Origin of the sequence: Corynebacterium sp. H78 (assembly GCF_037572275.1) — a bacterium.
Lineage (GTDB): Bacteria > Actinomycetota > Actinomycetes > Mycobacteriales > Mycobacteriaceae > Corynebacterium.
Genome location: NZ_JBBHKX010000002.1, coordinates 232,079 through 255,463, shown reverse-complemented (window position 1 = coordinate 255,463; position 23,385 = coordinate 232,079). Strand labels below are relative to the sequence as shown.

The following is a 23,385-nucleotide window of genomic DNA, read 5'->3' as shown; positions in this document are numbered from 1 at the left end:
AAGAGAATCCGGATTAACTAAAGACGAACTCGATGATCCTTCATCGAGCACTGACCATTCACACTTTGCAAGGAACAAATTCCATGAGCACCAAGTACGACAACTCCAACACCGACAACTGGGGCATCGACACCCGCGCCATCCACGCGGGTTTCTCCCCTGACGCGCAGACCAGCGCGCGCAATTTGCCCATTTACAACACGTCGTCCTACGTGTTCGACAGCGCAGAGCACGCTGCTAACCGCTTCAACCTTTCGGATGCCGGTCCGATTTACTCTCGACTTACCAACCCAACTGTCGACGCCGTCGAGCAGCGCCTCGCCAACCTTGAAGGCGGAGTTGCAGCAGTGCTGTTCGCTTCTGGCCAGGCGGCTGAAACAGCAGCGCTGCTATCTTTGGCTCGCGCCGGCGATCACATCGTGGCTTCTCCACGTTTGTACGGTGGCACGGAGACGCTTTTCAAAGTCACGCTTCCTCGCCTCGGCATTACGACGACCTTCGTCGACAATCCAGATGACCCCGAATCGTGGCAGGCAGCGGTCCAAGACAACACTGTGGGCTTCTACGCCGAGTCCATTGCCAATCCCCAGGCAGACATCCTCGACGTTCCGACGATTGCCGAGGTAGCACATCGCAATAGTGTGCCGTTGATTGTGGACAACACCGTCGCAACGCCAGTTCTGTTGCGCCCTCTGGAGCTGGGTGCGGATGTGGTGGTGTCGTCGACAACGAAGTATTTGACCGGAAATGGCTCAGCGTTGGGCGGTGTCATTGTCGATGGTGGCTCGTTCGACTGGACGCAGCAGCGCAACGGCAAGGACATTCACGTGAACTTCACAGAGCCAGATGATGCCTACCACGGACTTCGTTTCGCTGACCTTGGAACGCCTGCTTTCGCGCTTCGTGCGCGAGCGGGCATCCTGCGTGACACTGGTGCCGCTCCTGCGCCGTTCAACGCATGGGTTTTGGCTCAGGGCCTGGACACGTTGGCTTTGCGAATCGAGCGCCATAACGAAAACGCACAAAAGGTAGCGGAGTTCTTGGAATCGCATGATCGCGTCGCGAAGGTGAACTACGCGGGACTGCCGTCTTCCCCATGGCACGCAACAAAGGAGAAGCTGGGGTTGGCTGGCGCAGGCGCCGTGATCAGTTTCGATCTTGCCGACGCCGGTCGTGACGAAGCGTGGGCATTCATTGATGCGCTGAAGCTGCACTCTAACGTCGCCAACATTGGTGATGTTCGTTCCCTCGTTATTCATCCAGCTACCACCACACACTCTCAGTCGGATGAGCACGGCCTGACCCGCGCGGGCATTTCACAAGCGACAGTCCGCCTTGCTGTGGGTATCGAAAAGGCCGATGACATCATCGCGGACCTCACCGCCGCGTTCGACGCGGTCTAGCTTCCTCGTCCACCGCTGTACGGTTTCAGCAGCCAAACCGAACCTTCTCTCCGTTGAGTCGATCACAGGTACTACTGTGGTCGGCAGACGTCTTTTATGGGATGGAAGCTCTTCGCTCATCCTGGGACAGCACGAGAATGAGGATGCACTGTGAGCCGTTACGACAATTCCAACGCAGCTAACTGGGGTTTCGCCACTCGCCAGATCCACGCAGGACAGCCTGTGGATTCTGACTTTGGTTCCCGTAATTTGCCAATCCACATGACGACGGCATTCGTCTTTGATGGCGCTGAGTCCGCCGCAAATCGTTTCAACCTGTCAGAGTCTGGATTCATCTACACTCGCCTGAACAATCCGACCGTAACCGCCGTGGAAGAGCGCTTCGCAGCCCTTGAAGGTGGCATTGGTGCTGTCATGTTCGCATCCGGCATGGCTGCTGAGATGGCGGCGATCATGAACCTGGCAAAGGCTGGCGACCACGTCGTCACGTCACCACGTTTGTATGGTGGAACGGACACCTTGTTCTCCGTGACTTTGGCTCGCATGGGCATTGAGTTCACCTACGTGGACAACCCCGACGACCCAGAGTCGTGGCAGGCAGCGGTGAAGCCAAATACTCGGGCATTCTTCGCAGAGTCGATTGCTAACCCTCAGTGTGATGTGCTGGATATTCCAGCCGTCGCAGAAGTTGCACACCGCAACTGCGTTCCATTGATTGTCGATAACACAATCCCAACAGCCTGGGCAGTTCGTCCACTCGATTTGGGCGCAGACATCGTGATCGCATCCACTACCAAGTTCTACACCGGTAATGGCTCCGCTCTCGGCGGCATTGTTGTTGACGGTGGCAAGTTCGACTGGACGCAGGAACGTGACGGCGAAGCTGTCTTCCATGAGTTCGTTACTCCAGACCCTGCGTACCACGGCCTGAAGTACGCTGACCTCGGCGATCCTGCATATATTTTGAAGCTGCGTGTTGGTGTACTCCGTGACACCGGTGCTGCCCCAAGCCCGTTCAACGCATGGCTCGTAGCTCAGGGTCTGGATACTCTGAGCCTTCGTATGCGCCAGCACAATGAAAATGCGCAGAAGGTTGCAGAGTTCCTGGAATCGCATCCGCAGGTGAAGAAGGTTACGTACGCTGGCCTGGAGTCCTCGCCGTGGAATGAGACCTTGCAAAAACTCAACATTCCGGGCGCAGGCGGAGTCATGACCTTCGATGTTGATGGTGGCGCAGACGAGGCATGGAAGTTCATTGATGCGCTGAAGCTGCACTCCAATGTCGCCAATATCGGCGATGTTCGTTCCCTCGTCGTTCACCCTGCTACGACTACGCACTCGCAGTGCACGCCCGAGCAGAATTCAGCGGCAGGCGTCCTGCCTTCGACCATCCGCCTGTCGGTTGGCATTGAAGACGTGGAGGATATTATCGCCGATCTTGAGCAAGGTTTCGCTGCACTGCAATAGACCAAGTAGTCTTATACGCGATGAACGCTCCATTTCCTGCCGAAGGCCAGCCTGGGTACGTCAAGATCGGTGACGTCACCACCGAAGCTGGTGCGACGATCGCCGATGTCACGGTGTGCTTTGAACGTTGGGGACGACTGAACGCAGATCGATCCAACGTCATCCTTCTCGAGCACGCCTTGACTGGCGACGCTCATGCATCAGGACCTATGGGCGACAGCCACCCCACACCTGGATGGTGGAACGGAATGATCGGCTCCGGCCGTGCGCTCGACACTGACAAATACTGCATTATCTGCACGAATGTCATCGGTGGCTGCCGAGGCACCACCGGTCCGTCGTCACCGCATCCTGACGGAAAGCCATGGGGCTCCCGCTTCCCTGCGATTTCTGTGCGCGACACGGTGACCGTCGAAAAGCTTGCGTTGGAAGCGCTCGGAATCGACTCGGTATACGCCGTGATTGGCGGTTCCCTGGGTGGTGCGCGCACGCTGGAGTGGTCGCTGATGTACCCGGAGGCAGTTGGCCGTGCGTTGCCGCTGTGTGTAAGTGCGCGGGCAAGTGCGTGGCAGATTGGAATTCAGTCGGCACAGATTCAATTCATCGAGTCTGACCCGAATTGGCACGGTGGCGACTACTACGAAACTGGAGAGTCCCCGGACCGTGGCCTTGGCTTTGCGCGACGAGTAGCGCACTTGACGTATCGTGGTGAGCTTGAAATGGATGACCGTTTTGGGGCTGCAGCCCAGCCCGGCGAGAACCCTCTGGGGCCGTACCGGACGGATGATCGTTTTCAGATTGAGAGCTACTTGGATCATCAAGCGGAGAAGCTGGCAGCGCGTTTCGACGCTGGCTCGTATGTCATTCTTACTGACACCCTGAATCGACATGACATCGGCCGCGGTCGTGGGGGTATGAACGATGCATTGGCATCGTCAGTAGTGCCAACGCTGGTTGCAGGCGTGAACACGGACATTCTCTACCCGTTCCACCAGCAGGAGCACCTCGCCCGCAACTTGGGCAATTGCATGGGTCTAGAGAAGATCGAATCTGATACGGGGCACGATGGTTTCCTGACGGAATTCGAGCGCGTAGAGAAGATCGTGCGTGGTTTCCTCGACGCTGAGGTCACTAGAAACTAGGGTTGCGGAATTAGTGGCTGGGTGCGGCGAGTTAACTGCCGAGCGCATCGACCGAAACCGATAGGAACACTAGGCCGATACCTAAGCAACCGTTGAACCACATATCGAAGTTTCTGGACCGCACAGACATGATACCCAGCAGGCTATCCGGCAAGAACTGACGCAGCCCTGCCAGATAGAGCATGGTGATCCCCAGGATAAAGGTTGCTCGACGCCATCGTTCCAGACCCAAGAACACGATAAACGCGCCAAAACCTGCAAAGAGCAATCCATACAATGCGTACTGCACTCGCGCAGGCCAATGTTCCCCACGAGCCACTTCGTGAGTGTGGGGATTTTCCTTTGGATCAGGGAGATCCTCCGGCCGAGCCCGGCGAGCTATTTCACGCATATGGTGGCCGATACTAAACCAATCCTGCGAGTCGTTCTGCTCGCTCGACGACATTGCGAACCAAGAAGGCACGCGTCAGTGGGCCGACGCCACCTGGGTTTGGCGAAACGAAACCAGCAACATCCCATACATCTGGGGCGACGTCGCCTGCCAGCTTGCCGTCGAGACGCGAAACACCCACGTCGAGGATGGCAGCGCCTGGCTTGATCATGTCTGCGGTGAGCATGTGTGGCACGCCAGCAGCAGCGATAATGATGTCGGCGTTCTTCGTCTCTGCAGCCAGATCCTTCGTACCGGTGTGGCACAAGGTTACGGTGGAGTTCTCGCTACGACGAGTCAGCATCAGACCAATTGGGCGCCCAACAGTGACACCACGGCCGATCACGCACACCTTTGCGCCCTTCAGCTCCACGCCGAAGCGACGCAGCAAGTGGATGCAACCGTTCGGAGTACATGGCAATGGAGCTGGCTCATTCAGTACAAGCTTGCCCAGGTTGACTGGGTGCAGGCCGTCTGCGTCCTTTTCAGGATCAATGAGGCCAAGGATGCGGTTCTCGTCGAGATGTTTCGGCAACGGCAGCTGCACGATGTAGCCGGTGCACGCTGGATCCTCGTTCAGCTCGGCAATAACTGCTTCGAGTTCTTCCTGGGTTGTGTCCGCCGGAAGATCCTTGCGAATCGACGCGATGCCAATTTGCTCGCAGTCCCGGTGCTTCATCTTCACGTAGGCGTGGCTACCGGCATCATCGCCCACCAGAACGGTTGCCAGACCTGGAGTAACGCCGGCTTCCTTCAGCTTTGCTACGCGCGCGGCAAGATCCTCGAAAATCTCATCGCGGTACATCTTTCCATCAAGTTTGGTTGCTGCCATAGCTCTAAGTATTGCACTTCCCTGCAGACTCTCGCCTACCGCATCTATTCCGCTCCGCCGAACCCTTGCTGCCGCCATGCTTCATACGTTGCGACGGCCGCTGCATTCGACAAGTTCATGCTGCGCCTTCCCGGCAGCATGGGGATGCGCACGAGTTGAGTAATTCGGGGATCGTTCAGCACCGATTCTTCAAGCCCGGTCGGTTCTGGGCCGAAAAGTAGCACGTCACCTGGGCGGTACTCGATTTCCGTGTACCACGTATCCGTACGCGCGGTAAACGCGAAGATCCTTGATCCTTGCGAACTGAAGTGCTCAAGTACTTCGTCAATTGAGGAATGAACCTGGACATCTGCGAGGTCGTGATAATCGAGCCCGGCACGACGAAGATTCTTGTCCTCAAAGTTGAACCCCAACGGCTCCGCGAGATGCAGCATGGCACCGGTTCCAGCGCACATACGAATCGCATTGCCCGTATTCGGTGGGATGACTGGCCGATCAAACACCACATGACAGGTGTGCGCCTGCGCCGATTGGCTCTGTGGCACCTCATCCTGCTTTTTCTGGGTTGATGTCGTTTCTTCAGTCTCGGTTTCTGGAATCACGGTGTCTAAGCGTATTCCTCTACTCTTCATCCTCATCTACATGCCCCGGCGTAACCGCCGCCTTCATCCGCGCAAACTGTTCATCGAAGCGATTAAGGTTTGGCTTTTCGACGATTCCCTGGCGCTTCAAGAAATCCAGCATGGTGTGAGCGATGAGTCGACGGCTCTTGGGTTTCGCGAACTTATGGCCTTCACCTGGAACGAGGAGAAACTCGGTGGTGACTCCGTACGCGTCCATGGAGTCACGCATCTGACCAGATTCACGTGGCAAAACATTGGTGTCCCACTCGCCGTGAATGAACAGCGTGGGTGCTTTCATTTCGTCGGCGCGCAGTACTGGTGAGAGATCTCGTAGCAGCTCCGCATCCTGGTATGGGTAGCCATAACGCGTATAGGCTGCTTGGGCCAGCCACGGCTCGGTAGATTTGTAGTAGGTTTCGAAACTTGTCATTCCGCAGGCATCAATGATTGCTGCATAAGTGTCCGGGTACCACGCTGCTGCCATGAGGGACATGAACCCGCCGTAGCTACGACCACCGAGGACAATTCGCTTCGGGTCAGCAAGTCCAGAATCGATGAGGAAATTGGTAGCGGCTTCGATATCGCGGATAGCGGCGAACCTGCCATAGCGGTCACCTGCGTGCTCGAAGGATCGACCAGAGCCCTTGGAACCGCGCAAGTTCGGCGTGAACACAGTCATTCCAGATTGCACCAAAGCGGCGAGAATATCGTGGTTGATGGGTTTAGCTTGCAACTCAGGTCCACCGTGGATGTGGATGAACGCTGCCCCCGGACCCTTACCTGAAAAGTCTTCGGGCAGGTACAACCAGCCGGACAATTCCAGCCCATCGCGTGAGGTAAAGTGCACGAGCTCAGGAATCAAACACTGCTCACTCAACGCTTGTTCAGCATCGAGAATGCGTTGCGTTCGCGCAGGGTCTACGGGATCAACAGTGCCACCTGTGGTGGACAAAATCTCCACAGTCGGTGGCAAGCCCGGCCCCTCTACAGTCACCGAGATGAGGCTACCGTCTCCGGAAATGGACAACTCGCTGGCCACCATGCCCGGCAGCTCCACTGTGCGACGCACTTGAACACGGATACCGTCGCCCTGCGGCCCTTCACCGAGTGTCAGCACTTCTAGCGATGACACACCTCCGTTGTTCCATAGCACTGCTGCAGTAGAAGCGTCGTCGCTGATGAGGAACTCTTCAACATCCTGATCCGGGTTGCTGATGAATTCTTCCACGGACACATCGATGCCATTGACGTCGAGACGAAGCACTCGGGTCCGTTCCACTCCATGATCGGACAACACGAACGCAGTGAGCTTGCCATCATGTGCTCCGGCAATGATGACACCGGCATCTGTGGTGGAACCAGGATCGGGTGGCAGTAGCGGATTCCACTTCATGTCCGGGCCGACCAACAAGAGTTCGTGATGCCCACGCGGGCCAACGCGCACCAATCCATAGCCGTTTTCAGCTGCCACCAACAGACTGTCAGAACGCTGGTCGATCACTTCGTATCGCGATGTCCGAGGATCCACCAGACGCGCCTGTGTCACTCCCCGATCAGTCACCGCATTCATAGCCAGCAACTCGTTATCCCACTCCACCAACGTGGTGCGGCTATCCGCAGGCAACCGAAGTGGGGTGGCTCCTGGCACATCTGGGTCCGTAGATACAAGCCACGTTTCCAGCCGCTCGGTGCCATGCGGTGATACTTCACACGCGATCCACTTCGCATCTGGCGAGTGCAGAACCTTGGTGACAGGTCCGTCGATAGGCAACTTCACATAGCGTTCTTCGCCGAGGCCGGCACCGTCAGGCTCCAGCTGCATCTGCACGGCGTGTGGGTAGCCATGATCGCGAACGATGTACGCAATAGCGCTTCCATCAGGGGCGAGCGAGGAACCATATGTGTGACGCATACTACTAATCTTAGGCCGTCGCAGCGCTAGCGGAAATCACGGCTCCGCCCTGCGACCACCGGCGCTGCCACAATCTCACGTAGTGGAACAAGCTTGTCGGCCACCACAGTCACTGCACCCGATGCGTTTTGCACGATGCCTCTAACCATCAGGGCGCGCTCCGTCGTTGCAATAGCTCGGTAGCGCTCCCACAGCCCGGGAGTGCACAAGACGTTCATGAGTCCGGTCTCGTCTTCCATGCCAAGAAACACCACTCCACCTGCGGTTCCCGGGCGCTGTCGATGCGTCACAATTCCGGCAATCCGCACCCTCGAACTGTCTTCCACATGTTTCAGTTCGATCGCTGACACCACTCCTCGCTCTTGTAGTTCTGCACGCAAAGCAGCCACTGGATACTCGCCTGGCGTCACCCCGGTTCCCGCCAAGTCCGCCGCCGCCAACTCGAATTCGGTCATCCCTGGCAATGCTGGCGCATTCGCCACAGTCAGTCCCGGCAGCATCCCTTCATGCTCTGTCGCTGCCACGCCTGCCGCCCACAACGCTTGACGACGATCCATCCCCAAACACTCCATCGCTCCAGCCCTGGCCAACGCTTCCAGATGGGCAACGGTCAGTTGTGCCCGGCGCGCGAGGTCCGCAGCCGATTGAAATGGAGCTGTGGCACGGGCAGCGACGATGCGTTTGGCTGCGACGTCGCCAAGCCCGTTGATGGAGCCGAGTCCCAGACGGATGCGATCGCCCCCTGCCGAACCAGCGCCGACTTCAACATCGGCTTCCACTCCGGAAACATCGATGCTGGGGCTGACACATTCCACACCGTGCCTGCGCGCATCTGCGACCAATGACTGGGCCGAGTAGAAGCCCATCGGTTGTGCCCGCAGCAGCGCCACACAGAACTCTGCCGGGTAGTGGTACTTAAACCATGCAGAGAAGTACACCAACGACGCGAACGACTGCGCATGCGACTCTGGGAATCCATAGGCTGCAAATGCAACGATCTTGTTCCAGAGTTTCTCTCCCACTTCCCCACTGATGCGATTGGTCTGCCACAGGCCTCGGAGGAATCGTTCATGCAAGGCCTCCATTTTGGCTACGGAGCGTTTTGATCCCATGGCTCGTCGTAAAGAGTCCGCTTCCGCGCCGCTGAATCCGGCGGCATCGACAGCCATCTGCATGAGCTGCTCTTGGAACAACGGAATGCCGAGAGTTTTACCCAGTGATTTCTCCAGCACCGGATGGTCGTAGGTGACAGCTTCCACACCGTTACGCCGGCGGATATACGGATGCACCGAACCACCCTGGATAGGACCTGGACGGATCAAGGCAACCTCGACAACGAGGTCAAAAAACTCGCGAGGTTTCAGCCGGGGCAATGTTGCCAACTGCGCGCGTGATTCCACTTGGAATACGCCGACGGCATCGGCGCGTGCGAGCATCTCATAGACCTCTGGTTCTGAGATGTCGATCTCCCATAGGTTCACTTCCTTGCCCCGATGCTTCGCAACCAGATCAATACAGTGATGTATCGCCTCCAACATGCCAAGCCCCAGCAGATCGAATTTCACCAACCCAGCTGCCGCGCAATCGTCTTTGTCCCACTGCACCACCGAGCGGTTTTCCATGCGCGCCCATTCCGTGGGTACAACATCGGCAATTGGCCGGTCGCAGATCACCATGCCGCCGGAATGAATACCCAGATGCCGTGGCTGACCTTTCAGCTTGTCCGCCAACTCCGCGACCTGGGTCGGTGGATCCGTCAGTTTATTGACCCACGCATCAATCACCCCAGGGTCATGCCCCAGCGCGCGAGCGGCGTCGCGGAGCGCGCCGCGACGTCGATACGTAATGACATTTGCCACCTGTGCGGCATTATCTCGGCCATAACGCCGGTACACGTATTGGATAACTTCTTCACGACGACCCGACTCGATATCAACATCGATATCTGGAGGTCCATCGCGCTCGGCCGATAGAAAACGCTCGAAGAGTAGGCCAGCGGAAATGGGGTCCACATTGGTGATGCCGAGGGCAAAGCACACAACGGAGTTCGCTGCCGAGCCACGCCCCTGCGCCAGAATGTTTTCTCGCCGACAGAAGTCGCAGATGTCGTGGACGATCAGGAAGTAACCAGGAAAACCTAGTTGATCAATGACATCGAGCTCATGCTCCAGTTGAACCCAGGCGCGACGAGAAATGTCGGTGTCTCGCTTGTACCGCCTCCGCGCACCTTCCTTCGCCAGCTTCGCGAGCCACGTTGATTCCGTGTACCCGTCCGGCGTATCCCATTCGGGTAGGCGGGGCGCAATGAGATCCAAGGTGAAAGCGCACTCGGCAGCAATGTCTTCGGTGGCAGCAATCGCGTCGGGCAGATGGTGGAAAAACTCCCGGAGCTCCTCCCATGACCGCAGCCACGAACCACCTACCGCTGGCAGCGCAGATTCGTGTTCATCTAGCGATTCCCGCACATGCAACGCATGCTTTGCTCCCGCAACGCGTGCCGACGACGGCGTCGCAGCTGTTGCAGCTGCTCCCACCACTTGCCGAAGTCCTAGTTTCTCTGCAGCTTCCGCCAACTCCCGTTGATAGTCAGCTGCACGTGGCGTGAGATCAATGCGGTGTTCAACTGCCACGTTGGCTGTACCAAAAGTGGCGACCAGTGCGTCAAGGTGAGGCAACCATTCTTCGTTGGCCAGGATCTGCCAGTGCCCATCAGCATGGTGCGCTAGCTGGTCAAGGGATGGATACAGTAGTACTCCCTTTTCACCACTAGCCATGTGCGCATCGCACAACACATGACTGAGCCTCCGGTACCCTTCCGGCCCTCGAACAAGAACAGTGAGAGGAGCTTCGGACAAAGAGAGCTCCGCACCGATGATGGTGTTCAGCCTCGCTTCTGCCGCTGCCTCAGCGAAGCGTGCGACACCGTAGAAGCCATCGCGGTCTGCAATTCCCAATGTGCGAAGTCCCAGCCGGCATGCCTCCGCCACCATATCTTCTGGATCTGAGGCTCCATGCAGGAAGGAAAAACTGGTTCGGCAATGCAAGTCAGCACCGACGCGCTGGGCAATGTCACGCTCGTGGGCAATGTCATGCTCGTGGGCGCTGTCTGCTGGTGGTTTTGACAACCGTGAGGCATCACCACCATGTTCACCCCACCGCCCAAATGCGCCGGCAATGACAGATTCCGGGGCAGTTCGCCAGCCATTAAAGGTCTCGGTAGGAGTGAGTTTTCCGGTGTAGGTGCTGGACAAGATGCGCTCGATACGCGACCACGACAGAGGACGACCACCCATGCCGCAACAGTAGCGCCACCAACGGACCATTTTCAAACACATGTTCTAATAAAGGTGACCATTTTTAGCATTTCCGCAGTAGTGATACGCTAAACCCATTACAAGACAGCTTGGTCTATTTACAAACACCCCACCAGGAGAACAACCATGAACCTCAAGCGTTTTACCGCAGGCGCTCTGACCGTCGCTTTTTCAGCTACTAGCCTTGTTGCCTGTGGTAGCGGCGATGACGAAGGAACCATCACCATTGGCACCACCGACAGCCAAAAGAAGGCATGGACCGTATTCCAGCAGAAGGCCGAAGCTGCCGGCATTGACCTGAAGGTTGAACCTTACACCGATTACACCACCCCGAATCGCTCCCTCGATGAGGGACAGATCGATGTCAATCTCTTCCAGCACATCAAGTTCCTCGGCGAGTACAACGTTGGCGCTAACTCGGATCTCGTGCCAATTGCATCGACCGAGATCATTCCACTGGCCCTGTACAGCAAGGACGTGAAGTCCGTTGATGACATCAAGAAGGGCGCAGAGGTCGCAGTTCCAAACGATCCTTCGAACCAGGGTCGCGCCATCTCTGTTCTCGTCCAGGCAGGCCTACTGAAGCTGAAGGAAGATGGCATCCTCACCCCTTCCCCAGCGGACATCGACGAAGCAGCATCCAAGGTCAAGGTCGTTCCAGTTGACCCAGTTCAGACAACTACCGCCTACGGCGAAGGCAAGCTCGCTGTCATCAACAACACCTTCCTTGAGCGCGCCAGCATCGATCCGAACACCGCGCTGTTCCAGGACGACCCAAACACCGCTGAAGCAGAGCCTTACATCAATGTGTTCGTCGTCAAGGCTGACCGTAAGGATGACCCGGAAATCGCGAAGCTGGCTAAGTTGTGGCACGATCCAGAGGTTCAAAAGGCAGTCGACGAAGACTCCAAGGGCACGTCTGTCGCAGTCGATAAGTCGGCAGACGAGCTCCAGGCAATTCTCGACCGCGTCGAAAAGCAACAGCGCGAACAAAAGTAGGAAACCTTAAGTGACTCGCACAGGAACCCAGCTGGAGTTCCGAGGGCTCAGCAAAACATTTGGCGACGTTACCGCGTTGTCCGATGTCACACTCTCCGTCGAACCCGGAGAAATCCTCGGCATCATTGGCTACTCCGGAGCAGGAAAATCAACGCTGATCCGCATGATTAATGGCCTGGAGAAGCCAACACAGGGAGAAGTCCTTCTCGACGGTACCGATATCGCGCGAATGCCCGAGCGTAAGCTGCGTGGTCTGCGCCGCAATATCGGCATGATCTTTCAGCACTTCAACCTGTTCCATTCGCGCACTGCGGCGGGCAATATCGCTTATCCGCTGGAGCTTGCGGGGATGCCGAAGAAGCAGCGTGATGAGCGCGTTCGCGAGTTGCTCGATTTCGTTGGACTGGCCGACAAGGGACGCAATTACCCCGAGCAGCTCTCGGGTGGCCAGAAACAGCGTGTGGGTATTGCCCGCGCGCTTGCTACCAACCCGACGCTTCTGCTTGCCGACGAAGCCACCTCGGCACTAGACCCGGAAACCACTGCCGATGTCTTGGAGCTGCTGCGTCGGATTAATCGTGAGATGGGCGTGACGATCGTCCTGATTACGCACGACATGTCCGTGGTGCGGGCGATTGCGGATCGGATGGCGATCATGGAGAACGGCCGAGTTGTCGAACACGGTTCGGTCCACGGTATTTTCTCGAATCCGCAGACGGAGGTCGGACGAAAGTTCGCTGCAACCGCGCTGCGCGATCGCCCTAAGGGACGCGAGCTGGATTCTGTGCTGGGTTCTGCGGGTCGTTTGGTGACAGTCACTTTGACCGACCAGATTGACCTCGCTGCCGTGCTGGCTGCTGCTCATGCCCGTGGCGTGAAGGCAACGGTTGCGCATGGTTCGGTGTCCAATGTGCAGGAACATGCCTTTGGTCGTTTAACACTGCGATTAACTGAGGCTGCGGGCGACGGTGTTATGCCTGGCGACGGCGCTGCTGTTCGCGCAACTATTGCCGATCTGTCGACGCTTACCACCGTGGAGGAACTGCGATAATGACGAACTTCCTCAACTCTTTGCCTGATATTTCTGGCAAGAACACCAATTGGGGTTCCCTGGCTCCAATGCTCGGAGAATCCATTGGACAAACGTTGGCGATGGTCGGCGTCGCAATGCTGGCCGGCGGTTTCTTGGGCCTAATAATCGGTATCTTGCTGTACACCTCTCGAAAGGGTGGCGTGCTGTCGAGTGGCCCGATGTACACAGTGCTGAACGTGCTGATCAACTTCGTGCGTCCAATTCCGTTCATCATTTTGGTGACGGCAATTGGCCCGCTCACCCGCATGGTTGTGGGCACGACCATCGGCACGGAAGCCGCAATGTTTGTCATGACGATTGCGGCAACGTTCGCTATCGCCCGCTTGGTGGAACAAAACTTAATGTCCATCGACCCTGGCGTTATTGAAGCTGCCCGATCCATGGGTGCGTCACCATTTCAGATCATTCGTTCGGTCATCGTGCCCGAGGCACTTGGCCCACTGATCCTCGGCTACACCTTCGCATTTATCGCGGTGGTCGATATGTCCGCAATGGCTGGCTATATCGGTGGCGGTGGCCTCGGCAACTTTGCCATTACGTACGGCTACCAGGCATTCGACTGGAACGTGACACTGGTGGCCACGTTCGTCATCATCCTCATCGTGCAGGCTGCCCAGCTGCTGGGCAACTGGGCAGCAAAAAAGATCATGCGTCGCTAGTCCGCTACCCCAGCTGCCGCACACCCACCGCAGCCCAGCCCTTTTTCGGCCCTGGTTCATCGCCACATGACGACACAACTCCGTCAGTGACGATTTGTTCCAGGGTCGTTTCTATTGCACGACCGTCGTAAAGCGAGACGGTAGCAATGGCAGTACCGGTGCCGGCATCAGCAACCTGCACGGATTCAACAGCATCCAGCGACCACTCCCCGAGCGCCTCGCGAGCAGCCAACTCCGCCACCTGCCCCTGCGCCTTGTAGATCCCGCGCCCACGACATCCATCCGCGTATAAGGTGCCCTGTTCAGCGGTTTCGAGAGCATCCTTCATTGCCTGCGCGCTCAGTCGACCGTACGAGTAATTCCACGGCAACATCACCACTGCCGGAGCAAAACGATGCCCCTTGGAGTGCGACGTCTCCCACACCTGCTCAGGAAAGACCTGCGCCAATGCGGCAGCCAGCGGACGCCCCTTCACTGCGCAGCACCGATCGCGCTTGCCATGAGTACACACCAATAGCATTGGCTTATCGACGAGCACAGCCCCTTCAGTGCGTTTGCCCAGTTGAATGTCGAGAGTCATGAGTTCTTCGACATCGGCCACCATGCGGTGCTCGACGAATACATCGCTCGCGGTAGCAGCTGTTGAGGCCTCGGATGTCGCAAACTCGGATGGGTCGCAGTGGGAGATGTAGAGGTTGATGCCGTCGCACGGGACCTGACCAAGTCGACCAGGCTTCCGAATGAGTTGGAGACTGCCGTTTCTTTCTGCGAGCCATGATTTCAGTCGAGCGGTGATGTCGTCGCCATAGACCCCGCCGTCGAGGATGTCGTGACTCCAGCCATAGTGGTGCTCAAGTGCGATGAAGAGCTTTCCAGCCTTGGCTGTGCCCGGCAATGGCTCATCGATATTCGCAGAACAAATGGTGTCAGACATATAACTTTCCTTAGCAGAAGACGGAAAACGCACCCTGTAAGGGGCTGTTTATATTACTGTTTGGCAACACTTTCTAGCCTCAAGCCTGCGACCTGCGGTTTTACTATTAGCGTACTTTGCCATTCCGAGTTTTCACATTTACGGTCGTTGGCATGAATTTTAATCCGGTTTCCCGAGCATCATCACCGAAGATGGTCGCTGCCGTGTCGTGTGCCGCATTGGTTCTTGGCGTAGCAGCCTGCTCCACCAATGGAGACGAAGTCGAACCTCAGTCGGCTGTGTCGATGCGATCAAGCGACTCGGCAGGTAGCCAGGGCTCCGACGCTGGTAAGCCGAATGCTGAAACCGGAGGCACGTCTGCTGTCTTAGAGTCTGACCCTGCCCCTGAAGGCGAGGAGTTCTCACTGAATGCCGCCGAGGCTGCGCCTGCCGAAGGGTCCTATCTGGGCATTAAGGATGTCCGCATCGGCTCTCACGATGGATATGACCGCATTGTTTTCGAGTTCACCGGCGAGGGCAAGCCTGGTTATTGGGTACGTTACGACGACATCCCCGCCCAGCAAGGCAGCGGTAAGGCGATTTCAGTAGCTGGTGCGAAGAAGCTAGCCATTGATATTCGCGGCACCGGCTATCCATTCGATTTCAACATGGAGGACTTCCCGTCCGACCCGGTTCGCCCAACCGACACCAAGTCCATTGAGGAAGTTGTTGGCGCTGGCACATTTGAGGGATCAAGCCAGTATGTCGCTGGTGTCCGCGATGAGCGTAAGCCGTTCCGGGCCTTCTTGGTAGAAAACCCGACTCGCCTCATTGTAGATATTGAAGCGAAGTAGCTTGCGTTCCTCTGATGTCTTCGCTCACCGGGTGTCTTCGCGCATGGAGTTCTTTGCGTTTAGCGAAGTCTTAGGAATATTTTCCTTCTATTCGCCACTGCCCTTTGCTGCCAATCAGCAAAAACGCGGCTTTGTCGATAGCTATTTGTAGACGAGCTGCTCTCCTCCCTTCAGAGACAGTCCACCAACGTTCATCCACTGGCCATGGCCCCGCCCACGCAGTGACGGCATGATTCTGCCCCGCCCAGGTGACGCTGTGTGGTTCCCCTGTCAACGTTGCCCTGCCAGTTACAACAACTGCTTGCCCCTGTGCATCCAGCACTCGTATTTGAGCTGCCGGATGTCGAGCCCCATGAGGCACAACAACTGCTGGATTCGGTGCCGGCATCGCCCCATGCCATTCGCCAGAGCTGACGGGCTGTTCTTCCCCAACCGGAATCATCGCGATTCTTTCGCCTGGCCCTCGACCACCAACCACAACAGGATGCGACACTGCATCTGCACCAAGTAAGCCTTGCACCCGCACTGCGGCGTGATGAGCTCGTCGTACCGATTCGTCCGCTCGTCCCCACAACGCATCCTTGATCGCTCCCGCTTCAATGACATCGAGAGGCTCCAAAGTAAGCGCAATGATGCCCCGATCTTCGCTGCATTCGCCATCGTCAACGTCGATGCCGTGGCCGTCGCTGTCATCGGTCCCTACCGATACTTCCCTCCGCGATAACCAACCATCCAACTGCCACCGAACGCGATCCACTGTTGCCGTTTCGGTTAATGGTTCGGCACAGCGCCACACACGTCGTAATTCTTGCCGGTCAGAGAACTCCGCTGTCACCGCCAGACGCTGACACAGATAGCCACGCGCCCCTAAAGTTTCGTGCAGTTTTGTTGCAAGAGCGCGCGCCACGAAAGACGCTTCGTCGACACGTTGGAGCGGCCTGCCATCAACAGATTCTTCTGCTGGCACATAGCGCACAGTGAGGTCAGCGGGCACGGCACGCGCTGCCACTAGCTGCCGTTCGCCGTGTTCTGCAAGATAGCGCCAGCGCATTCCCTCTGTACCAAACCGCGTTGCAATGTCGCGGGCTGGGATCGCCGACACATCTCCTAGCGTGCGCAACCCCAAATCATCCCAAGCTCGCGCAAGCGTCTCAGGGAAGCCAAGAGAGACTTCCGCCTGGACTTCCCGCAAAGATACGTATTTCCGAAATTCCGCCCCAGCGCCGACTGGCAGTTGCACATTGCGACGTGTCGCAAGCACCGCCGTCACCACATCGTCTGCAACTCCAATCTGACAGTCCACTCCCTGCGTAGCTGCTGCGTCGAGCAGCATTTCTAATGCTTTTGCTTCCCCGCCGTAATACCCGGCAGGACCCTTAGCATTCATCACCACAAACCCGGGGCGCAGAGCCTCGACGCCGGCAGCGATAGATTCGAGCCTGCCTACAATCGGCTCGAACTCGTGAGCATCACGCACTGGGTCTTCATCGAGCACCACTACTTCCGGGCAGGTCGCTTGTGCTTGCCGACGTCGCTGCCCACGCCGCACCCCCGCATCCCTAGCGGTTTGTGAACAGTCGCGAACAACGACAGCGCCACCAGATCCAACGGTGCCCGCAGTGTCCCGCCCAATGAGCGCAACCGGCGTCAACACCCCCGAATACGGCATTTCCAGTGCCGTTGCGGTCTCCTCGACCACTCCCGCCAGCAAGGCTGCTTGCACAGGCCAATCTGGCAACCACAACCCGATGACACGATTCTGGTTTGCCACTCCAGCCACTGTCATTGTGCCCTCTTAAATTCAAGAATCTCCGCACCACGAGACGCGCCTACCGCACCTCCAGATTCCCCAACTACCCACTGCACCTGACGACGCGGTCGCCCACTGCCTTCCGCCGACACGTGATACTCAATGCCCCGAATGCGGCCATGCCCACGCCCCAACCCGTGCACAGCAACAAGCTCGGATGAAATGCGCACCGACGCTCCCGGCCACCCCTTACCAACGAAAAGCAATGCGCACCCACTCTTCCGCAGCCGCGCCATGATTGGTCGCGCCAATGACGGCGGTGGTGCCTGTGGCAGGTCAACCACCACCAAGTCCGCGCCATCAGCCAACAGGCCGACAACTTCCAGTGGTTCCTCACCTGGGTTTTCTACAACCACGACACGTGAAATGTCACCACCCTGCTCTACTACCGACAACATTCCGCACTGCGCGGTCCCTACAACAGCAACCTGCAGTGATGCTTTTGTTGCCTCCGCAATAAGTGCCACGACAACAGCACCAGCACTGTCAATAGAACTCACTGCACCCCGAGCCAAACCACCATCGAACAACACCTGCAGCTCAGCTGGCACAGCAATATAGCGTTCGCTACCACCACCATCACTATGATGCTCAGAGCCCGCCAACGATCCGTCATCACGGCCTTCAACCTTGCGCATTGACCGTCGCAGAGCAGCAATGCGATCAGTTTTCCCCAGTGTGGCCAGCTGCGATAAATCTGGCAGCTCGTGTACAGCAGCGGTCATTTTCTTCCTCCTCCCCCATAAGATATTCGAAAGTGTATGCGAACTAACGGATTTCAGTCAAGGTAAATTAGCACACATATTCGAAAATGCGGTGAAAGAAAAATCCGGGATCACTCAACCCCGGAAAAACTTGCAAACTACTCTGCAGCGACATCTAGCACGACATCGAACTCCAGCAGATTAGCGCCAGTGGCAACAGGCTTACGGTTCTCCCCAGCATGCGCAGAACGACCAGAACCATCGCGCCACCCTGCGTACGCTTCCTCAGACTCCCACTCCGTGTACACAAAGTAGCGCTCTTCGCCCGCCGTAGGGCGCAGCAACTGGAAACCCAAGAAGCCAGGCACATCCTTCATCCGACCAGCATTCGCCGAAAAACGGCGCTCCAGCTCTTCGCCGGCACCTTCGGGAATAGAAATTGCATTGATCTTTACGATGCTCATACCGACCAAGCGTACCCAACTACTCGTTCAGTGGCCTCGGCCCCGAAAACGCATGCGGCGCCGGATTCACTCGCGCCTTCAATGTCGTTCGTGGCAACCCCGGCGCAGGAAGACGCGACAAACCATCCGGACGATGCCCAACGTAACCGTCTACCTTGCCGAAGCGGGTCGTCGGCAAGCCTTGTGCAGGACCTGGCAGCCTACCCTCCCGCTGCCATGCCTCGCGAGCTGCAACTACCTCGTCATGAGTGCGACCGATGAAATTCCACCACATCACAATGTTCTCGCCGAACGGCTCGCCACCAATCAGCACCATGCGAGCAGCTGTCGTGCCGGTATTCGTAATCGTCAAAACCGTCTCGCCGACACCTGTGTAGCCCATCGCGGTGCGCGGAATAGCCGTGCCGTTCAGTTGGATCTCGCCTGAATCAACAAGCAAGCCATGCTCGAACGCAGCGTCCACAGGCACAGTCGCGGATGCTCCGGGAGCCAGTCGCAGCTCTGCTCCCACCAGTGGAGAAAACGTACGAATCGGCGACGTCTCACCCAGCAATGAACCAACAAACACCAGTGCAGAAAGCCCATCCTGCTCAATCAACTCCGGCGCATAATGCTCGAAACTGCGCGGTGCGGTGTTGCGGGCAGCGTCGGGAAGCACAGTCCACAGCTGCACACCATGCAGAATAGTGGTGTCCTGCGTCGACACTTCGGAATGACAAATGCCAGCGCCAGCGGTCATGAGATTGACCTCGCCCGGACGAACCACCCCATGGTTATCACCGGAATCGTGGTGCGTGACATTCCCTTCGAATAGCCAGCTCACCGTCTGCAATCCCGTATGCGGATGCGGTGCCACGTCCATACCACCGGTCTTTGCGACGTCATCCGGACCAAAATGGTCACAGAAACACCATGCGCCAATCATGGAACGCTGGCGTTGCGGAATGGTGCGCTGCACTGTCATTCCGCGTGGCCCGCCCAGGGGAACCTCACGGGAGGCAATGATCTCTACGAGCGGCTCGGTAGTCGAATGCGAATGAACCTTGCGCGTTGACATGTCCACAAGCATAACGGCAACAAGCGACCTACCGCCCAGAAAATGACTTATGACCGAGCCAGCAACAATTTAGGCTCACAATTGCCCAATTTTGTTGCTGGCTCGGTCATAAGTGCTCAGTAGCTAACGCCAGGAACGCGCTACTCCCACTCAATGGTTCCCGGTGGCTTGGAGGTGACATCCAACACCACTCGGTTAACCTCGGCAACCTCGTTAGTAATACGGGTAGAGATGCGCTCCAGGACGTCGTAAGGAATACGCGTCCAGTCGGCGGTCATTGCGTCCTCCGAAGTAACAGGGCGCAACACGATTGGGTGGCCGTAGGTACGTCCATCGCCCTGGACGCCAACCGAGCGAACGTCGGCAAGCAGAACAACCGGGCACTGCCACACAATTTCGTCGAGACCAGCAGCCGTCATCTCTTCGCGTGCAATCGCATCCGCGCGACGCAAAGTATCCAGGCGCTCCTCATCGACAGCGCCGATGATGCGAATGCCTAGACCTGGACCTGGGAATGGCTGGCGATTCACGATCTCTGGTGGCAAGCCGAGCTCGCGACCAACAGCACGGACCTCGTCCTTAAACAGCAGACGGAGAGGCTCGACGAGAGTGAATTCGACATCGTCAGGAAGACCACCAACGTTGTGGTGCGACTTGATATTTGCGGTACCAGAGCCGCCACCGGACTCGACCACATCTGGGTACAAGGTGCCCTGAACCAGGAAGTCCACCGTCTCGCCTTCAGGAGCACCATCGAGAGCCTGCGCCACCGCACGCTCGAAGGAACGAATGAACTCGCGACCAATGGTCTTGCGCTTCGTCTCTGGGTCAGTGATGCCAGCGAGTGCGTCGAGGAAGACCTTACGATCATCGACAGTGATCAAACGAGCGCCGGTTGCAGCAACGAAGTCCTTCTCAACCTGTTCCCGCTCACCTTGACGCAGCAGCCCATGATCCACGAATACACAGGTCAAACGGTCACCAATAGCACGCTGAACAAGTGCTGCCGCTACTGCCGAATCAACGCCACCAGACAGGCCACAGATTGCCCGACCAGTCTCGCCGACCTGCTTCCGCACGCCCTCAATGAGCTCTTCTGCAATATTCGCAGCAGTCCAGTTCTGCTCCAACCCCGCGATCTCGGTGAGGAAGCGAACCAGCGCCTGCTGGCCATACGGCGAATGCTTGACCTCAGGGTGGTACTGCACGCCGGCCATTTTCTTCTCAGCACACTCGAATGCCGCAACAGGTGCGCCCTTCGATGACGCAGTGACAACAAAGCCTTCCGGTGCCTGCGTCACAGCATCGCCGTGGCTCATCCACACCTCGTGGGTAGCAGGCATGCCGGTGTGCATTGCACCCGCATCCGCTGCCAATTCGAGCTGCGTGCGACCGTACTCGCGGTCACCGGTCGCGGACACTGTGCCGCCAAGAGCATTCGTCATTGCCTGGAAGCCGTAGCAAATACCGAACACAGGAATGCCCAGTTCGAGCCACTCAGAATTCAGCTTTGGTGCGCCATCTGCATACACACTTGACGGACCACCCGACAGCACCAGCGCCGCCGGGTTCTTCTTACGGATTTCCTCCGTGGTTGCCGTATGCGGAACCACCTCGGAGTACATGTTTGCCTCACGAACTCGACGTGCAATCAGCTGCGCGTACTGCGCTCCGAAATCCACAACGAGAACGGGCTTATTTACCTGTCCATTCACCTGTTCAGCCACGATTCCCAGCATATCAATCCGAGTGGACTTCCCTAAACGTCACAACGGCATTCAGCTACTTCCCCTCTACTTGCCAATTACTTGCCCACCGTCGGCACGCCCAGAGCAACCGTCGTTCGCAGCTCACCGGCGGCGCCCTCTGGTACGACTGGCGAAACTGGTGGGATCGGATCCAGTCGTCGGTACTCTTCGCTTTGCGACGGTCGCTGCTCCGCGCCATCCTTGTTCGGCCACAGTGCGGTCGCACGCTCAGCGTTCGCAACGATGGACAAGGACGGATTCACACCTGGGTTCGCCGCCATCGCGGTGCCGTCGTGGATGGACAACGTCGGGTAACCCCAGACGCGCAAGTACGGGTCAACCACACCGGTTTCTGGAGAGTCCGAAATTGGTGCACCACCAATGAAGTGCGCTGTCAGTGGAATATTGAAGAGCTCACCGATGGTGCCGCCAGCAATGGTCAAACCGTTGTTGGCGTCATTCATCTTCTTGGCAGCTCGTCGAGTAGCTTCGTTTCCTGCCGGGATCCAGGATGGGTTAGGTTCGCCCTCACCCTGCTTGCTCAGCAGAACCTGCAGTGGCCCAATCGACTTCAGGTACGTCGAAATGGAGTTGTCGCGGTTCTGCATGACCAGCGAAATGACGGTGCGCTGCGACCACTTCCGCAGCCAGTACAGTCGAGGAATCCATGACGGATTACGTAGAGCGATGCCGATGGCTTTGAACAACCGTGGCGTTTTGCCATCGCCGTCAGTCATCACCATCTGCAGCAGCGCAATAGCGTTCGAGCCCTTGCCATAGCGAACCGGTTCAATGTGAGTGTCCTCGTCTGGGAAGAACGATGACGTAATCGCGACACCTTCCGAATAGTCATTGTCTGGATCAACCCGCGATCCCATTGCACCGAGAATCGCCTCGGAGTTTGTTCGGGTGAGTTTGCCCAGCTGCTCTGACATCAGTGGCAGGAACCCTGCAGCCTTCTGGCGATGCAGCAAATTTTGCGTTCCCCACGCACCGGCCGCGAGCACTACTCGGTCCGCCGTTAGCGTGCGCCGCTTCTTCGACACCCACGCACCAGTCTTTTCGACGACTACCTGCCACGAGCCATCAGCCTGTGGGTGCAACTCCGTCACTGTGGTCCGGTCGATAACCTTCGCACCTGCCTTTTCGGCAAGGTACAGGTAGTTCTTCATCAGGGTGTTCTTTGCATTATGACGACACCCCGTCATGCACTCGCCACATTCGATACATGCAGTGCGCTCGGGGCCGGCACCACCAAAATACGGGTCAGAGACAGTTTCGCCAGGCGCACCCTCGCCGCCGGTCTTGTTACCGAAGAAGACTCCCACTGGAGTGGTTCGGAACGTGTGTCCGACACCCATGTCTTCTGCGACAGAGCGCATCAAGGTATCGGCTGGAGTTTCCGACGGGTTCTTCACCACGCCGAGCATTCGCTGCGCTTGGTCATAGTGCGCGTCCAGCTCTTCTTCCCAGTCCGTAATGTGCGCCCACTGCCGATGCTGAAAGTACTTCGACTCCGGCTTGTACAACGTGTTCGCGTAATTCAGCGAACCACCGCCAACACCAGCGCCTGCGAGGATCATGACATCCTTCAACAGGTGTACTCGCTGCACACCAAATAGTCCCAGCTTCGGTGCCCACAAGTACTTATGCAGGCGCCAGCTCGTCTTTGCGAAGTCCTCATCTTCAAACCGACGGCCAGCTTCCACTACCCCAACTCGGTAGCCTTTTTCAGTGAGCCGTAGAGCTGACACCGATCCGCCGAAGCCAGATCCGACAATCAGCACGTCAAAATCGCGATTAGTCTTTTTCACCGTCGCCACCTTCCCCGCAGTCACATTTCACTCAACGTTAATGCGGAACTCCGACTTTCAGGGCGAATTTGCGCATCTTTCTATATCCACTCGTGACAAAAGCAACTTTTCGCCCGCACTTCCCCTTTGCACTTGACGACGCTGCGG

19 protein-coding genes are annotated in these 23,385 nt (G+C 57.4%); 7 read left to right on the top strand and 12 right to left on the bottom strand.

What is annotated here, in order from left to right:
- The first annotated feature begins 83 nt into the window (after positions 1–83).
- The 3 genes from WG934_RS02360 (at position 84) to metX (ending at position 4,012) form a co-directional block, all read left to right on the top strand.
- Entirely contained in the window at positions 84–1,403 is a 1,320-nt protein-coding gene (locus WG934_RS02360) for an O-acetylhomoserine/O-acetylserine sulfhydrylase (protein WP_339988537.1), read from the top strand.
- A gap of 150 nt (positions 1,404–1,553) precedes the next feature.
- Positions 1,554–2,870 (top strand): O-acetylhomoserine/O-acetylserine sulfhydrylase, encoded by a 1,317-nt coding sequence (locus WG934_RS02355; RefSeq protein ID WP_339977175.1) that lies wholly within the window; start codon positions 1,554–1,556, stop codon positions 2,868–2,870.
- Positions 2,871–2,890: 20 nt separating this feature from the next.
- Entirely contained in the window at positions 2,891–4,012 is a 1,122-nt protein-coding gene (gene metX / locus WG934_RS02350; RefSeq protein WP_339977173.1) for a homoserine O-acetyltransferase MetX, read from the top strand.
- 31 nt (positions 4,013–4,043) lie between these two features.
- Here the strand turns inward: metX and WG934_RS02345 are convergent, their stop codons facing one another.
- From WG934_RS02345 to WG934_RS02325, 5 genes are all read right to left on the bottom strand, one after another.
- Complete coding sequence (locus WG934_RS02345) at positions 4,044–4,331, bottom strand: DUF3017 domain-containing protein (protein ID WP_339988535.1); 288 nt, start codon at positions 4,329–4,331, stop codon at positions 4,044–4,046.
- 85 nt (positions 4,332–4,416) lie between these two features.
- On the bottom strand, positions 4,417–5,274 hold the full coding sequence (locus WG934_RS02340) for a bifunctional methylenetetrahydrofolate dehydrogenase/methenyltetrahydrofolate cyclohydrolase (RefSeq protein ID WP_339988533.1): 858 nt from the start codon (positions 5,272–5,274) through the stop codon (positions 4,417–4,419).
- A 44-nt stretch (positions 5,275–5,318) separates the two neighbouring features.
- Positions 5,319–5,819 (bottom strand): tRNA (cytidine(34)-2'-O)-methyltransferase, encoded by a 501-nt coding sequence (locus tag WG934_RS02335; RefSeq protein ID WP_339989219.1) that lies wholly within the window; start codon positions 5,817–5,819, stop codon positions 5,319–5,321.
- A 76-nt stretch (positions 5,820–5,895) separates the two neighbouring features.
- Positions 5,896–7,809: an alpha/beta hydrolase family protein gene (locus WG934_RS02330; RefSeq protein WP_339988532.1), complete on the bottom strand. Its 1,914-nt coding sequence runs from the start codon at positions 7,807–7,809 to the stop codon at positions 5,896–5,898.
- Between the two features lie 26 nt (positions 7,810–7,835).
- On the bottom strand, positions 7,836–11,144 hold the full coding sequence (locus WG934_RS02325; RefSeq protein WP_445228171.1) for an error-prone DNA polymerase: 3,309 nt from the start codon (positions 11,142–11,144) through the stop codon (positions 7,836–7,838).
- Positions 11,145–11,249: 105 nt separating this feature from the next.
- Here WG934_RS02325 and WG934_RS02320 point away from each other — a divergent pair, with 105 nt between their 5' ends.
- From WG934_RS02320 to WG934_RS02310, 3 genes are all read left to right on the top strand, one after another.
- On the top strand, positions 11,250–12,122 hold the full coding sequence (locus WG934_RS02320; RefSeq protein ID WP_339977161.1) for a MetQ/NlpA family ABC transporter substrate-binding protein: 873 nt from the start codon (positions 11,250–11,252) through the stop codon (positions 12,120–12,122).
- Between the two features lie 10 nt (positions 12,123–12,132).
- On the top strand, positions 12,133–13,173 hold the full coding sequence (locus tag WG934_RS02315; RefSeq protein ID WP_339988529.1) for a methionine ABC transporter ATP-binding protein: 1,041 nt from the start codon (positions 12,133–12,135) through the stop codon (positions 13,171–13,173).
- Between the two features lie 68 nt (positions 13,174–13,241).
- Complete coding sequence (locus tag WG934_RS02310; protein ID WP_339989218.1) at positions 13,242–13,874, top strand: methionine ABC transporter permease; 633 nt, start codon at positions 13,242–13,244, stop codon at positions 13,872–13,874.
- Positions 13,875–13,878: 4 nt separating this feature from the next.
- Here the strand turns inward: WG934_RS02310 and WG934_RS02305 are convergent, their stop codons facing one another.
- Positions 13,879–14,808 carry a sucrase ferredoxin gene (locus tag WG934_RS02305; protein ID WP_339988527.1) on the bottom strand — a complete coding sequence of 310 codons (930 nt, stop codon included), beginning with the start codon at positions 14,806–14,808 and terminating at the stop codon, positions 13,879–13,881.
- A 152-nt stretch (positions 14,809–14,960) separates the two neighbouring features.
- Between WG934_RS02305 and WG934_RS02300 the strand changes: the two genes are divergently transcribed.
- Positions 14,961–15,641 carry an AMIN-like domain-containing (lipo)protein gene (locus tag WG934_RS02300; RefSeq protein WP_339988525.1) on the top strand — a complete coding sequence of 227 codons (681 nt, stop codon included), beginning with the start codon at positions 14,961–14,963 and terminating at the stop codon, positions 15,639–15,641.
- Between the two features lie 70 nt (positions 15,642–15,711).
- Here the strand turns inward: WG934_RS02300 and WG934_RS02295 are convergent, their stop codons facing one another.
- The 6 genes from WG934_RS02295 to WG934_RS02270 all read right to left on the bottom strand — a co-directional run bounded on the left by WG934_RS02295 (position 15,712) and on the right by WG934_RS02270 (position 23,238).
- On the bottom strand, positions 15,712–17,412 hold the full coding sequence (locus WG934_RS02295; RefSeq protein WP_339988524.1) for a Y-family DNA polymerase: 1,701 nt from the start codon (positions 17,410–17,412) through the stop codon (positions 15,712–15,714).
- An 11-nt stretch (positions 17,413–17,423) separates the two neighbouring features.
- Positions 17,424–18,176, bottom strand: coding sequence for a hypothetical protein (locus WG934_RS02290; protein WP_339988523.1), 753 nt, complete (start codon positions 18,174–18,176; stop codon positions 17,424–17,426).
- Between the two features lie 137 nt (positions 18,177–18,313).
- Complete coding sequence (locus tag WG934_RS02285; RefSeq protein WP_339977149.1) at positions 18,314–18,619, bottom strand: antibiotic biosynthesis monooxygenase family protein; 306 nt, start codon at positions 18,617–18,619, stop codon at positions 18,314–18,316.
- A 19-nt stretch (positions 18,620–18,638) separates the two neighbouring features.
- Positions 18,639–19,676 (bottom strand): pirin family protein, encoded by a 1,038-nt coding sequence (locus tag WG934_RS02280; RefSeq protein WP_339988522.1) that lies wholly within the window; start codon positions 19,674–19,676, stop codon positions 18,639–18,641.
- A 140-nt stretch (positions 19,677–19,816) separates the two neighbouring features.
- Entirely contained in the window at positions 19,817–21,391 is a 1,575-nt protein-coding gene (gene guaA / locus WG934_RS02275; protein WP_339978747.1) for a glutamine-hydrolyzing GMP synthase, read from the bottom strand.
- Between the two features lie 89 nt (positions 21,392–21,480).
- Positions 21,481–23,238, bottom strand: coding sequence for a GMC family oxidoreductase (locus WG934_RS02270; RefSeq protein ID WP_339988520.1), 1,758 nt, complete (start codon positions 23,236–23,238; stop codon positions 21,481–21,483).
- Positions 23,239–23,385 lie beyond the last annotated feature (147 nt).

What these genes read in the sequence shown, in the direction of transcription:
- WG934_RS02305 (WP_339988527.1), bottom strand. Translation starts at nt 14,808, where the DNA reads ATGTCTGACACCATTTGTTCTGCGAATATCGATGAGCCATTGCCGGGC.
- WG934_RS02320 (WP_339977161.1), top strand. Translation starts at nt 11,250, where the DNA reads ATGAACCTCAAGCGTTTTACCGCAGGCGCTCTGACCGTCGCTTTTTCA.
- WG934_RS02310 (WP_339989218.1), top strand. Translation starts at nt 13,242, where the DNA reads ATGCTCGGAGAATCCATTGGACAAACGTTGGCGATGGTCGGCGTCGCA.
- WG934_RS02330 (WP_339988532.1), bottom strand. Translation starts at nt 7,809, where the DNA reads ATGCGTCACACATATGGTTCCTCGCTCGCCCCTGATGGAAGCGCTATT.
- WG934_RS02280 (WP_339988522.1), bottom strand. Translation starts at nt 19,676, where the DNA reads ATGTCAACGCGCAAGGTTCATTCGCATTCGACTACCGAGCCGCTCGTA.
- WG934_RS02290 (WP_339988523.1), bottom strand. Translation starts at nt 18,176, where the DNA reads ATGACCGCTGCTGTACACGAGCTGCCAGATTTATCGCAGCTGGCCACA.
- metX (WP_339977173.1), top strand. Translation starts at nt 2,891, where the DNA reads ATGAACGCTCCATTTCCTGCCGAAGGCCAGCCTGGGTACGTCAAGATC.
- WG934_RS02340 (WP_339988533.1), bottom strand. Translation starts at nt 5,274, where the DNA reads ATGGCAGCAACCAAACTTGATGGAAAGATGTACCGCGATGAGATTTTC.
- WG934_RS02360 (WP_339988537.1), top strand. Translation starts at nt 84, where the DNA reads ATGAGCACCAAGTACGACAACTCCAACACCGACAACTGGGGCATCGAC.
- WG934_RS02325 (WP_445228171.1), bottom strand. Translation starts at nt 11,144, where the DNA reads ATGTGTTTGAAAATGGTCCGTTGGTGGCGCTACTGTTGCGGCATGGGT.
- WG934_RS02285 (WP_339977149.1), bottom strand. Translation starts at nt 18,619, where the DNA reads ATGAGCATCGTAAAGATCAATGCAATTTCTATTCCCGAAGGTGCCGGC.
- WG934_RS02300 (WP_339988525.1), top strand. Translation starts at nt 14,961, where the DNA reads ATGAATTTTAATCCGGTTTCCCGAGCATCATCACCGAAGATGGTCGCT.